We start from the raw sequence: 12,864 nt of genomic DNA on the forward strand, positions 1-12,864 counted from the left end.
GAGTGTTTCTAGTGCTAGATAAAATTATACCGATTCAAGGTGTTGATATGGGAGAACAATCTAGTGATGTAACTGTTGATGCTATATGCAGTATTTATGGTATACCAAAAGAATTGGTGGAGAATTCATCCAGTGCAGAACAGTACAATAATTTTATGTTGATGCTTCAACCTAAACACCCCCCCGGATACTGAGTGATTTTTAAACTCTCAGGGACCGAAGGGGGAACACAACTTTGACACACACCTTAAATTTTGAAAATGAATGGAGGGGATTTGAACTATGCCTAAAAGGGTCATTTACCAAAAAGAACTTGCGAAGTTGAACGAAATATTTAGTGAGGTTGAAGATTCAAAACGAAAGCTTGTTGAAGGACTTATAGAGGATGCAGCCTTTTTAAAAGCTGAAAATCATATTCTTAGAGAATCAATGGCTGATACGGGCATGGTTAAAATTCACCCTGATGATCCAGTTAAACAAAGAACAGTTGAATCGGCTAAACAATATCTGAAAAACATTAACAGTTATTCAGTCGTGATAAAGACACTTAATGGTGTATTAAATAAAAATATCATTGAGGACGATGACGATTTAAGTGAGTTCGAATGATAAAAGGACAAAAAGTGTGGGCACAACCTTATGAGTATCAAGGCACTCATTCCTATTTACTTGAGTATGTAGATAAATGTAAAAAAGGTGAAATAATTATTGGCAATGAGCTAATGATGCAGCTAGATATGTTAATAGAACATTTCGATGATACAGAAATTAAGATTGATTTTGATGATGGACATAAAAGAATAAAATTCATCGAAACAAAATGCAAACATTTTGAGGCACCATTTGCCGGAAAAGCATTTATTCTTGATTTGTTCCAAAAAGCATTTGTCGAAGCTATTTATATGTTTAAAATATATGATGATGAAATCGGCCGATGGGTAAGACTTTATCAAGATGTCACATTTTTAGTTGCAAGAAAAAACGGAAAAACTCCCCTTGTCTCAGCTATGTGTCTAGCTGAGTATTTTTGTGGAGAAATTGGTACACGAATTTTATGTTCCAGCAACGATTATGAACAAGCCGATCTAATGTTCCAAGCGATCAACTCGATGCGAGAAGAAAGTAAATCATTGTCTAAAGTGACCAGAAGCAATATTAAAGGAATTTTCTTTGGTAACCCAAGAAACAGAAGCAATAAAGGAAAGTTTAGTTATAAAAATAAAGGACAGATCAAAAAGATTTCGGCAAAAACTGGAGCCAAAGAAGGTAAGAATATTAAAGTTGGTGCTGTTGATGAAGCACATGAGCTCAAAGATAACACTTCTATCATGCCTATTAGACAAGCAGTATCCACACAAGACGAGCCTTTATATATAGAGCTTACGACTGAAGGCGTTATTAATGATGGGTATTTAGATGATCGATTAAAAGAAGCTAGACAAGTACTAAATAAAGAAATAGAGCGACCTCGTTGGTTAATATGGCTTTATACACAGGATAACGAACAAGAAATATGGCAAAATGAAAAATCTTGGGATAAATCTAATCCAGGAGCTGGAGTAATTAAAAAACGTAGCTTTCTTAGAAAAATGATCGATGAAGCTAAGACAAGCAAGTCCATGCGTGTGTTTGTTATGTCGAAGGATTTTAACATCAAACAAAATAATGCTACAGCGTGGCTTAATCATGAGGATATCGTGAATGAAAATGTAATTGACATTGAAGAATTCAGGAATTGTTTTGGGATTGGGGCGGTTGACTTATCTAAGTCGGGTGACTTGGCAAGTGCAAGAATCATTTTGATGAAACCAGGTAGTAAAAAGAAGTACACCCTTCAAAAGTATTTCATACCAGCGTTGAAAATTGGGGACTTACCAAGAGAAGATAAAGATAAGTACCAAGATTGGATTAGACAAGGATTAATTGAAGTTTCGGATGGAAATGAAAATGATTTCAGTCTAGTAACGAATTGGTTTGTATCTTTGTATAAAGATTATGGTATAAGACCATTTAAAATAGGATATGACAAATGGTCTGCTATTTATTGGGCTAAAGAAATGGACGGATTAGGGTTTGATTGTGTGAGGGTTACACAAGATTGGGGAAGCATGTCAGATCCTATGAAATTAGTAGAAGCAGACCTTAAAAGTGAGTTAATTAATTATAATAATAATCCTATTGATAAATATTGCTTAGAGAATACCGCATTAAATATTAATTCTAAAATGGAAATTATGCCTGTGAAGGTTCAAGGAAAAGAAGACAAAAAAATTGACGGTTCTGTAACGATGATTATTGCCTATAAAGTGTATACAGATAATCGCACAGAGTTCCTTTCAATGGTCGGGAGGTAAGAGTGCATGGGAAGGATTATTAATTTTATTGATGATATTTTATTTTCTTGCGGGATCGTGCTTGTTTCGATCGGAGTATTTCAAATATACGTACCTGCGGGTTATATCACATCAGGCATTTGCTTTATAGCATGTGCTTATTTTTATGCGAAAAGAAGGTGATAAACAGTGCTCTTACAAAACCTAATAAATGGAAAAGAGTCAAGCAGACAAATGCAACAAGCAAAATTCTTGGATGGATATAGCCCAATATTTTCTCAATTCGGACAAAATGTATATGCTTCGGATGTTGTCCAAATGTGCATCGATGTAATAGCTACGGAATGCAGTAAGTTAAAGCCTAAACATATCAGAACCGATCCGAATGGAATGCAAGCAACTGTAAAGAGTGGGATAAATCGTCTTTTTAAATTTGCACCAAATGAGCTGATGACAACGAGAGATTTTATCGAAAAAATCATTTGGCAACTATATACAAACTATAACGCATTTATATATCCCATGTATGAGATTAAATCAGACTCTAATGGTAAAAAAACAAAAGAGTATATAGGATTTTATCCTTTGGATCCGACTGTTGTAACCTTTGTGCAAGATGAAACTAACAAGTTGTTTATTGAAATGCAATTTGCAAATGGAACAAAATTTACCTTAGCTTATTCTGATGTCATCCATTTGAGGAAAAGATTTTCATCGAATGACATTATGGGTGGCGGTGTTGATGGACAGCCCGATAACGCCGCATTACTTAAAGCCCTCCAAATTAATGATACGGTGCTTCAAGGGTTAGATAAAGCTATAAAAACAAGCCTTTCTGTTCGAGGAATATTAAAAATAAATACAATGCTTGATGATGATTCTCAAAAAGCAGAAAGAGCAAAATTTGAAGAAGCCATTAATAGTGGATCATCTGGGATTATTCCTATGGATTTGAAAGGTGATTATGTTGATCTAAAACCAAATCCTAAACTAATTGATAGAGAAACGTTGGAATTTTTGCAGAACAAAGTGATACACAATTATGGTGTTTCTGTTCCAATCTTATCTGGTGACTTCTCAGACGAACAATACCAGGCTTTTTATGAAAAAACGTTAGAACCTTTAGTTATAAGTTTTGGACAGGCTTTCTCAAAAACAGTATTCTCTCCTCGTGAATTAGAAGTCGGTAATGAAATTGTCTTTTATCAAAAGGACATGATGTATCTAAGCACAACTGCGAAGTTAAATTTATTAAAAACAGCTGGAGAGCAAGGGATATTAACGGATAATCAAAAATTAGCCATTCTAGGATATCCACCTATCCCAGATGGAGATAAGAGAACGATGTCACTTAATTACATTGATGTTGACCTTGTTAATGCATACCAAATGGGAAAAAAAGGAGGTAACCAAGTTGAGTAAAATTAGATTACCAGGAAAAGAAGAACCGGTTAAGCGTAATTTTGGGCTTGTTGATTTGAGGGCTGTAGACGATGGGAATTTTATTGAAGGACATCCTGCGGTTTACGATCAAATGACAAGCATCGGCGGTTGGTTTAATGAGGTTATTGAGCGCGGGGCATTTGATGGATGTGATTTTGACGATGTATTATTCAGTGTTAATCACGATTTAAGGAAAATACCACTTGCTCGAAGTCGTCGAAATAATGGTAATTCAACAATGAAACTAGAGACTAACGGCCAAGGATTATATGTTCGTGCAAGTCTAGATGTAGACAATAATAGCGAAGCAAAATCGCTTCATAGTGCTGTAAAAAGACAAGACATCGATGGGATGTCTTTTATTTTTTTCGTAGACGAAGAGAAATGGGAAGAGCTTGAAAGTGAAAAACCCACTCGTCGTATCCAAAAAATCAAGAAAGTTATTGAAGTTAGTGCGGTCAATTTCCCAGCTTATGTGGGAACTGACATAAATGCTCGAGACCAAACTGTGTTGGATAACGCAGAAAAGGCATTGGAGAATGCCCGGTCATCTGAGTTGGATAACTCAGAAGGTGAGCAGTTGGAATTAGCAAAGTTAAAACTCGAACTATAATTTAAAAAAGAAGGGTAGTGCTGTATATGAAAGATTGGTTAAAGAAGCAACTAAAAGCAAAAGAGGAAGCGCGTTCTGCTTTGAAATTAAAGGGGAAAAAGAGCGATAATATCGAAGAAGTTCGTTCTATCACGTCACAAATTGAAGCCTTAGATACCGAGATTATTGAATTCCGAACACAAATCGATTCACTTCCAGAAGAGGAAGAAGGCGAGGAGAAACGAAGTATTGAAGAGCCAGAAAAACGTAATAATCCAAGTGGACAAGTTAATATTATGGGAGCGTATGGTTTAGGATCTGGAGCGGGCAATACAAACGAGCAACGCTCTTCTGATAAATACGATACTCCTGAATACCGTTCCGCATTTATGGATTATGTCCAAAAAGGGACTAAATCAGACAATCTAGAATTCCGTGCTGATGCTACAACGGGAACTGGTGATATCGGAGCAGTTCTTCCAACAACGATTCTTAATAAAATTGTAGAAAAGTTAAAAGATCATGGTCGTATTTGGGCACGTGTGACAAAGACTAGCATGAAGGGTGGAGTAGAAATTCCACTTGCGAATGCAAAACCAACTGCAACTTGGGTTGGGGCAGGGGCTATGTCTGATAAACAGAAAAAATCAACTTCCGGGAAAATTTCTTTCTCTTATCACAAATTACAATGCCGTGTAGCTGTAGAATTAGTTGCTGATACTGTAGCAATGCCTGTCTTTGAACAAACCGTCACTGACAATATCTATGAAGCTATGATTGTAGCGATTGAAGAAGGAATTATTAACGGAAGCGGGACAGGTCAGCCGCTAGGGATAACAAAAGATACTGCTATTCCTGCTACACAAATCATTGAGGTTGCAGTTGCTGATGTTAATAAATATGAAAAATGGACTGAAATTTTCGGTAAACTCCCCCGCAGTTACCGTAATGGTGCTGTGTTAATTCTAGCAGACGCCGATTGGAACAAATATATTTTAGGCATGACGGATACTAATGGTCAGCCAATTGCTCGTGTTACCTACGGAATTGACGGGACTCAGGAAGAAAGGCTGCTAGGAAAAGAAACAATACCTGTTGAAGATTTACTTCCATCTATCGATGATGCTATCGATGGAGATGTGTTCGGCATTGTTTGTAAGTTAACTGATTACATGGTTAATAGCAATATGCAAATGATGTTCAAACGCTACTTTAACGAAGATACAGACGAATGGATTAGTAAATCAACGATGATTTGCGATGGTAAACTTGCCGATAAAAATGGTACTCTATTGCTGAAAAAAGTAACACCCGTTTAATAAATTAAAGTAGATTAAAAGATCTGGCCCCTTGTTTTTGAGGGGCTTAATTTAAATTATAGGAGGTTTTTTAAATTGGCAAAAGAGCAGAATGAACAAACGGAAGAAATAAAGGAACAGGATCCGCAAAAGATAAAACGTAAAACGTATCCAAGTAACAACGCTAAAGAAGTGAAAGAAAAAGATGGGGTTATCTACTTCAAAGCGACAAAGAAACTTACTTTATCTGAACACAAAGCCCTGTCATCAAGAATTCGGCATGAGATGGAGGAAACAGGACTAAATATTGTCTTGGTCCCATACATGGTCGACGTAGATACCGAGGATGAGTAGTCATGAACGATGAAATTTTGGTAGGAGAGTGTAAAAAGGGTTTAGGTTATTCAGTTAAAACAACAGCAATTGATGGAGTCATAAAACAGAAGTTAATGGCGGTTAAAGGATATATGTTAGGAGCTGGAGTTCCTGAAGAAAAAATATATAGTGATTTAGCTGTTGGGATTATTGTGATGGGCGTAGCGGATCTATGGGAACTCAAATCTGGTGAAGTGAAATTTTCTTCTGCTTTTCATACGATGTTAAGTCAGTTAGCGATGGGGTGATGGTATGAGATTTGACAGTGTAATCTACTTTATATCCGTGAAAAATACTCAGAATAACATGAATGATATTGTAGAAGTTCCTACCTTGCGTGAGGTATTAGCTGAAAACAAATCTGTTAGGCAGTCTGAAGTATATCAAGCTATGGCGACAGGACTAAAACCAGAGCTCATGTTTGTTACCTGGAAGAACCAATATCATGGCGAAAAAAAGTTGAAGCATGAAAATAAAACTTATCAGATCATACGAACACATGTTAAAAAAGATGAGACGATTGAGCTTGTTTGTGAGGGGCTTCCAAATGGCTAGAATACCTAATCCTGTAAGGACAAGAAAAGATGGTGTTGAGATTGTTTCTAGTGTAGATAAAGCCCAATTTACTTTGCACGAATTAATCCGTGCTGCTAACCGTGCAACTGGAGCCCATTTAAGACGGAAAATGCTTAAAGAAGCTCGAAAGATGCCAGGTATGAGAAGAAACAGGAGATTAGGAAAAGCGTTTCAATATTGGGCTAGACGAAGAGAGACAGACCTTGTTATTGGATCCAAACATAATACTTGGTATGGTGCTGATCAGGAGCTTGGTACCTCAAGTCAACCTAAGCGAGGTATCATCCGATCAACTGTCATGGCTGAAACTGAAAATATTCGTAAGATACAAGGACAGTTCATTAGTGCTATTGAAGATGATAACCGTGCAAGGGCTGCTATAGATACGGATAACGAAGGTGATAACAATGAAAATGATTAATATACGTACAGACATCTCAACTTTTCTTAAATCTAAGCACCCTGACCTTTTAGATAAGGCAAGGGTACACGCGGAAGAAGCGCCAGACGATGCTATTTACCCATACATCGTGTATGACTTACCTAATTCTGTTAAGTCAAGTGATATGGAAAATTTTGTTTTTGAATTAGATTTTTGGGATAAAAACACAGATACCACAGAATTAGAAACTTTGTGTGCTCTCGTAAACGAGGGGGAAAACGGTCTGGATGGGAGAACGTTATTGATTACTGAAACACTAGGTGTCACCTTTCATCTTGAGGGCAGACGTCAGTTGAAGGACTCCGACAAAAGATTAAGACGTAGACAATATGTTTATCAAGTTAGAGTACATGGGGCGTGAATAGATGGGAACGTTGACTTGTGTGCAATGTAACAATTCTTGGTATGCAAGAGGGGTTTCAAATAACACAATTTGTGAAAAATGCTCTCAACCTAAAGAACCCCTTGAAGATGATGAACTTTCAGAAAAATTTGAGGATATCGTTAAAGAAATGATGTTAGATGAAGAAATAGATATGTTAAAGGACATCAATTGGAGTGAACTTGAATTGTTGGGTGCTGAGTATGTCGCATTACAGCTAAGATGGAAAATATTAACAATGAAAAAAGGGAGTGTTGAGTAATGCCGATTACGAGACCAGCTGTACCGAAACCAAAGAACATCCAGTTAGGTGCAGGTGTTTTAATTTTTAATTTTAACCCGGATGATTGGGACGATCTCAATTCTGTAGCTTTTGGTGCAGTTCGTGGTGGAGGTAACTATAACGTAGAGCCAACCAATAAGGCAATAAGGTTTGATGGTGATCGTGGAGAAGATAGTAAAGATTTAAAGAGAAAGATAGAGCAAAAAATCCAGATTACAGTAACGGCGCTTGAGTTGGATCATGCAAAATTACAAAAATACATGCCAGGTAAAGTGACTAATACGCCAGCTGGTCTGGATCTACCTGAGTATAATAAATATCGTCCGAAAATTGACTACGACGAAGTAGACTATCAGGATAACCTGGCATATGTCACAACCAATAAAAATGGTGATGTTGTCGCATACGTTATCGAAAATGTCTTGGGTGATGGTGCTTTATCAGCTGCATTTCAAGATAAGGATGAAGTTGTTGCGGAAACGACTTTTACTGCTCATTTTGATTACGACAAAGTAGACGACGACGGAGAAGTGATTGTACCAACTTATATTGTCCAATATGAACCTGAAATTATAGTATAAAACAGGGGCTTAGCCCCTTATTTATTAGGAGGTAACTATGACAGAAGAAGTGAAAGATAAACCGATTGACAGCGAACAAGCCTTTGATATGCTTCCTTACGTGGCAGCTATTTATGACAAAGTTGATTTTGATGGATATAGAAAGAATTTAGTAAAAAAGGAAATTGATACAGACGATTATTTGTCAGTTGCAATTGACGCAGCCAAACACATCTTAAAAAACTCTGGAAAAGTGAAAGAGGAGTTTTTCCACATTGTTTCCATCGCGCAAAAGAATAAGACTCCAAGTGAAGTCAGAAAACAGGCTCTTTCTAAAACGATAGGAACAATTAAGAAGATTTTTACAGATCCCGAGCTAGTTGATTTTTTCAAACAAGCTATGTAATAGGTGGATACGAAGAATCACTCTCTTTATTGCATAGCTTCTATGATTTCAACTATGTTTTGAGATTACCTGTTGCTAATATCACTAGACTTCTAGCTAAAGCTTCAGAAAAAGCATTTGAGAAACAAGCTTGGGAGAGGTGGCTTGTTGATTATAATAAAATGGATGACGAAACCACCTTTGTGCCGTTCAGCGAATATTTAAAGAAAATGAAAGCACCTCAACAACAAAAAACCTATGAAACGGTGGAAGAAACTTTTAACAAGTTAAAAAGTAAAGTGAAGAAACCTCAATAGGGGTTCTTTTTTTATGCCCAGGAAGAGGGTGATATTATGGAACTGTTTAAAATGTTTGGTCGCATACTCATCGATGATAAAGAAGCGAATGCAAGTATTTCAAGAACAGATAAAAAGACCAAGTCGATGGGGGATAGGTTAAAAGGCGGTATTAAGACAGCTGCTAAATTTGGTGCCGCCTTGGCAGCAGGAGCCACAGTAGCAGTTGGTGCAATGATTGGGTTAGGAATTAAAGTAGGTAACACCGCTGACGAAATACTTGATTTAAACTCTACAACTGGTATGACAACGGAAGCTATACAAGAGTGGAGAAAAGTCACTGAAGAAGCTGGCGTTGCTACTGATGCAGTTGCAAACGCTTCGTTAAAATTAACAAAAAACTTAGACACAATGAGTGTGGAAGGACATAAAGGACAAGAAGCACTAGGAAAGTTAGGGTTATCATTAGCTGAAATTGAAAATATGAGTGCAGATGAACGAATGGACGTACTTACTAAAGCCTTGTCAGGGGTAGGGGACAAAACAGACCGGGCGAAGATAGGTACTGATTTATTCGGTGGATCATGGAAAGAACTGGCTCCTGTCGTTGATCTAGGTGCAGAGGCGATGGACAATGCTAAAGGAAAAGCGAATATTATCTCTGAAGAAGATTTAAAAAAGGCAAATGACTTTCGAATAACCGTAGAAAATATGAAGGAGAAAGTCAGCTTCTTTGTTACGGAAATAGCCATTAATCTTTTACCAATGCTACAGGGAATGTTCGGTTGGTTTGAAGCACAGATGCCAAAAATTCAATATTTAACTGAAAATGCTTTTGGTCTAATGGAATCTGCAATAAGAAAAATAAGTGAATTTATCACAGTTGAGGCATTACCAGTATTAATGAGTTTGTGGGAATGGATAGAGCCGAATATCCCTAAAATTAAAGAGTTTTTTGTGGATGCCTTTGGATCAGCTCATGAGATTCTTAATAATTTAATTGATGTTTTAAGAGAACATGCATTACCAGCACTAATAGAATTATGGGAATGGATAGAACCAAATCTGCCATTAATTAAAGAAGCTTTCACCCTAACTTTTGAAAAAATTGAAGAATTAATAAATGGAGTCATTGATACAGTCGGATGGCTAGCGGAAAAAATAGAAGAGCATTGGGCTATTGTACAGCCAATTATTATTGCTTATGCTGCATTGATTGCTACTAGATTAATTGTTCAATGGATTTTAGCAGGAGTACAAGCTACTATATCAGCAGCCAAACAGGTTAGAGCATGGTTAGCTACAAAGGTAGCAGCTCTATCAGCAGTTGCAACACATATAGCTACTGCCATAACAATGGTTGCACGATGGGTATTCATGGGAGCGCAAGCTATGGCGCAAGCGGCAAGAATGGCAGCGGCTTGGTTAATTGCAATGGGTCCTGTTGGATGGGTTATTGCTACAATAATAGGTCTAGTCGTTATCATCATTGCAAACTGGGATAAAATTGTCGCTGCTACGAGATTTTTAGGCGATAAATTGAAAGAAATATGGAAGACAACGGTTGAATGGATAAAGGGTAAAGTTAGTGATCTAGTAACTTTCTTTGGTGGATTAAAAGGAAAATTTTCAAGCGCTGCTTCTGGAATGTTTGATGGCTTAAAAGACGCTTTTAAAGGTGCTGTTAACTGGATTATTAGAAAATGGAATAATTTGCAGTTAAAAATAGGTGGAAGTTCAATTAAAATTCCTTTTGGACCTGAATTAAACATCCCCTCAGTGAGTCTAAGTACACCAAACATACCAATGTTAGCAAAAGGTGGAAATATTCGGGACAATAATTCTGTAATTGTTGGGGATGCGGGTCCAGAAATTCTTTCTGGCGTTAAAGGTGCCAGGGTAACTCCCCTAGATAGAGCAGGAGAGTTAGGGAATGGGAGTATAGATAGGCTGCTAATTGAATTAATCCAAGCAGTAAGAGAAGGTAAAAATATTATTATGAATGACCGAGAAGTAGGGAAGATACTTGAAAAGACTATAACAGAACAACAGAATAGAAAAAAAGGAAGGAGGGATAGTTTTGCCTAAAACAATCACATTTAATGGTATTCAAAAACCTTGGTTAATCATTAGTCAAGGGAAGCAACGCCCTCCTTTCGCACCAATTAATAGAAACATGTTAAAAGTTCCCGGAATGAAAGGGGCACACCTTAATAGATCTGAAGTAGATGAACTTCCTTTATCCATCCCTATAACAATCATAGCTAATGATCGGAATATGGAAGAAATTGAAGAAGAGTTGGCTAATTGGCTAGTAACAGAGGAACCTTCGCCACTTATCTATTCTGATAGGCCGAATAAAACCTATTATGCGGTGTTTGATGGAGCAATCGATGATTTTAAAGAAATTATTGATATAGGAGAAGGTACACTTCATTTTGTCTGCCCAGATCCGCATAAATATGGTCAAGAACAAGGACCGTATCAATTCCTAGACGATGCAATATCCATTGCAAATGAAGGCACTGCTGAAGCTTATCCATTGATTACCGCAACCGCTAAAGAAAGTGTTACCTCATTTTTGGTCGCAAAAGGAGACAAGGACTATTTAATGATGGGAAGACCTGTTGACGTTGCAGAAAACAGTTCATTCCAAGAATTTGAACGCCTACTCACGAACAATATGAGTAGTACAACCGGATGGACAACTGCAAGCGGTATCGATGGAGAGGTTGCTGGAACGATGGTTTCAAACGGTACGAGATTTGAAGCATCAAGTTACGGCACTGGCTCAGGGTGGCATGGTCCAGCACCAAAGACGAGTATTCCAGAAGCTCCTTTGTTGGATTTTCGTATGGAAGCTATAGTCGGTATGTGGAATCAAAACAATAACGTAGGACGCGTAGAAATCTACTTACTAGATGACCTAAATCAAGTTGTTGGTAAGATGGCGATGAAAGACACTCGGAATGGCGAAGCACTTGCAGTCGGTGAAGCAAGGCTAGGAGACGGTACAGTTAATTATCACATGATAAATGAGTACGGGGATAAAAAAGGCAACTGGAATAATTTCTATGGAATGCTCCGATTACAAAGGCGTGGCAAGGTTTGGTATGCCTATATTGCCAAGATTGACCAAGCAACAGGAAAACATCATACAATTCGTAGCGTCTCCTGGACAGATAACGATCAAGTATTTACACGTAATGTTAGCCAGATTGTTGTTCACACAGGAGAGTACGGAGCGTTTACGGCAGGTGCAATGGGTATTTACGATTGTAAGGTTTGGCGTATTAATGAACAAGCTGATGGAGTTCCGTATATTGTCAATCAAGGAGACGAAATTGTTTTCGATATGAAACAAGAACTGATGACAATAAACGGAGAGGCAAGAACTGATTTAAAAGATTTTGGTGGTACTTATTTTGCATTAGATAAAGGGGATAATTACTTATTCACGTACCCCGAAGGTGCTTTTGATACGCAGATTAGTTGGATATCGAAATATAAATAGGAGGCGAAGAGTAATGGGAAAAACCGCGAAAGAAATTATTGATTTTACAGAAGGATTTAGTAGAGGTGCTACGTTAACTGTTGTAAATGAAGCAATTCAAAGCGCCAAAACAACAGAAGAACGCCTTGAATTGCTAGTTTTAAAATGTTCGCTTTTAGAAGATTCTATTTACGGACAAGAATTTACCATTACCTAAAATTGTCTTTTATTCGTTTATCTCTTTCATAATGCTCAATAACATCTTTCCAAATCCTTTTAGAGAGACTTCTAGAATCAAGAGCTTGATTCAAAATATCGGAAATTGCTTTCTCTAATTCTAGATTATCAACACCGTGTTTTTGAAATGCTCTTCTTACCAAGTCTTGTGAATTATCCATTACACTTA

General features: G+C 37.3%; 19 protein-coding genes. 18 read left to right on the plus strand and 1 reads right to left on the minus strand.

Annotated elements, in window-relative coordinates:
• Positions 1–11 precede the first annotated feature (11 nt).
• The 18 genes from ACHABW_RS02605 to ACHABW_RS02690 all read left to right on the plus strand — a co-directional run bounded on the left by ACHABW_RS02605 (position 12) and on the right by ACHABW_RS02690 (position 12,675).
• Positions 12–194, plus strand: coding sequence for a hypothetical protein (locus ACHABW_RS02605; RefSeq protein WP_435753911.1), 183 nt, complete (start codon positions 12–14; stop codon positions 192–194).
• 88 nt (positions 195–282) lie between these two features.
• The gene (locus tag ACHABW_RS02610; RefSeq protein WP_435753912.1) at positions 283–609 is read left to right on the plus strand and encodes a hypothetical protein; all 327 of its coding nucleotides are present in this window, start codon (positions 283–285) and stop codon (positions 607–609) included.
• Complete coding sequence (locus tag ACHABW_RS02615; protein ID WP_435753913.1) at positions 606–2,354, plus strand: terminase large subunit; 1,749 nt, start codon at positions 606–608, stop codon at positions 2,352–2,354. The genes ACHABW_RS02610 and ACHABW_RS02615 overlap by 4 nt, the downstream gene beginning before the upstream one ends.
• Positions 2,355–2,522: 168 nt before the next feature.
• Positions 2,523–3,755, plus strand: coding sequence for a phage portal protein (locus ACHABW_RS02620; protein WP_435753914.1), 1,233 nt, complete (start codon positions 2,523–2,525; stop codon positions 3,753–3,755).
• Positions 3,748–4,389 carry an HK97 family phage prohead protease gene (locus ACHABW_RS02625; RefSeq protein ID WP_435753915.1) on the plus strand — a complete coding sequence of 214 codons (642 nt, stop codon included), beginning with the start codon at positions 3,748–3,750 and terminating at the stop codon, positions 4,387–4,389. The genes ACHABW_RS02620 and ACHABW_RS02625 overlap by 8 nt, the downstream gene beginning before the upstream one ends.
• Before the next feature lie 26 nt (positions 4,390–4,415).
• Complete coding sequence (locus ACHABW_RS02630; protein ID WP_435753916.1) at positions 4,416–5,687, plus strand: phage major capsid protein; 1,272 nt, start codon at positions 4,416–4,418, stop codon at positions 5,685–5,687.
• Between the two features lie 75 nt (positions 5,688–5,762).
• Positions 5,763–6,020, plus strand: coding sequence for a hypothetical protein (locus ACHABW_RS02635; protein WP_435753917.1), 258 nt, complete (start codon positions 5,763–5,765; stop codon positions 6,018–6,020).
• Positions 6,021–6,022: 2 nt separating this feature from the next.
• Positions 6,023–6,289, plus strand: coding sequence for a hypothetical protein (locus tag ACHABW_RS02640; protein ID WP_435753918.1), 267 nt, complete (start codon positions 6,023–6,025; stop codon positions 6,287–6,289).
• Positions 6,290–6,293: 4 nt separating this feature from the next.
• Positions 6,294–6,596, plus strand: a complete 303-nt coding sequence (locus ACHABW_RS02645; protein ID WP_435753919.1) for a phage head closure protein — start codon at positions 6,294–6,296, stop codon at positions 6,594–6,596.
• Positions 6,589–7,038, plus strand: a complete 450-nt coding sequence (locus ACHABW_RS02650; protein WP_435753920.1) for a hypothetical protein — start codon at positions 6,589–6,591, stop codon at positions 7,036–7,038. The genes ACHABW_RS02645 and ACHABW_RS02650 overlap by 8 nt, the downstream gene beginning before the upstream one ends.
• Positions 7,025–7,420 carry a tail completion protein gp17 gene (gene gp17, locus ACHABW_RS02655; protein WP_435753921.1) on the plus strand — a complete coding sequence of 132 codons (396 nt, stop codon included), beginning with the start codon at positions 7,025–7,027 and terminating at the stop codon, positions 7,418–7,420. The genes ACHABW_RS02650 and gp17 overlap by 14 nt, the downstream gene beginning before the upstream one ends.
• Positions 7,421–7,424: 4 nt before the next feature.
• On the plus strand, positions 7,425–7,703 hold the full coding sequence (locus ACHABW_RS02660; protein ID WP_435753922.1) for a hypothetical protein: 279 nt from the start codon (positions 7,425–7,427) through the stop codon (positions 7,701–7,703).
• On the plus strand, positions 7,703–8,305 hold the full coding sequence (locus ACHABW_RS02665) for a hypothetical protein (protein ID WP_435753923.1): 603 nt from the start codon (positions 7,703–7,705) through the stop codon (positions 8,303–8,305). The genes ACHABW_RS02660 and ACHABW_RS02665 overlap by 1 nt, the downstream gene beginning before the upstream one ends.
• Positions 8,306–8,342: 37 nt before the next feature.
• Positions 8,343–8,690, plus strand: coding sequence for a hypothetical protein (locus tag ACHABW_RS02670; protein WP_435753924.1), 348 nt, complete (start codon positions 8,343–8,345; stop codon positions 8,688–8,690).
• A 59-nt stretch (positions 8,691–8,749) separates the two neighbouring features.
• A complete protein-coding gene (locus ACHABW_RS02675; RefSeq protein WP_435753925.1) occupies positions 8,750–8,986 on the plus strand; it encodes a hypothetical protein in 237 nt (78 codons plus the stop codon).
• Positions 8,987–9,022: 36 nt separating this feature from the next.
• Positions 9,023–11,053 (plus strand): hypothetical protein, encoded by a 2,031-nt coding sequence (locus tag ACHABW_RS02680; RefSeq protein ID WP_435753926.1) that lies wholly within the window; start codon positions 9,023–9,025, stop codon positions 11,051–11,053.
• On the plus strand, positions 11,046–12,479 hold the full coding sequence (locus tag ACHABW_RS02685; protein WP_435753927.1) for a distal tail protein Dit: 1,434 nt from the start codon (positions 11,046–11,048) through the stop codon (positions 12,477–12,479). Before ACHABW_RS02680 ends, ACHABW_RS02685 begins: the two co-directional genes overlap by 8 nt.
• A gap of 13 nt (positions 12,480–12,492) precedes the next feature.
• Positions 12,493–12,675, plus strand: a complete 183-nt coding sequence (locus ACHABW_RS02690; RefSeq protein WP_435753928.1) for a hypothetical protein — start codon at positions 12,493–12,495, stop codon at positions 12,673–12,675.
• Here ACHABW_RS02690 and ACHABW_RS02695 read toward each other — a convergent pair.
• Positions 12,668–12,856, minus strand: coding sequence for a hypothetical protein (locus tag ACHABW_RS02695; protein ID WP_435753929.1), 189 nt, complete (start codon positions 12,854–12,856; stop codon positions 12,668–12,670). The genes ACHABW_RS02690 and ACHABW_RS02695 overlap by 8 nt on opposite strands.
• Positions 12,857–12,864: the final 8 nt, after the last annotated feature.

The sequence above is a fragment of the Salipaludibacillus sp. CF4.18 genome (assembly GCF_051262595.1).
GTDB classification, from domain to species: domain Bacteria; phylum Bacillota; class Bacilli; order Bacillales; family Salisediminibacteriaceae; genus Salipaludibacillus; species Salipaludibacillus neizhouensis.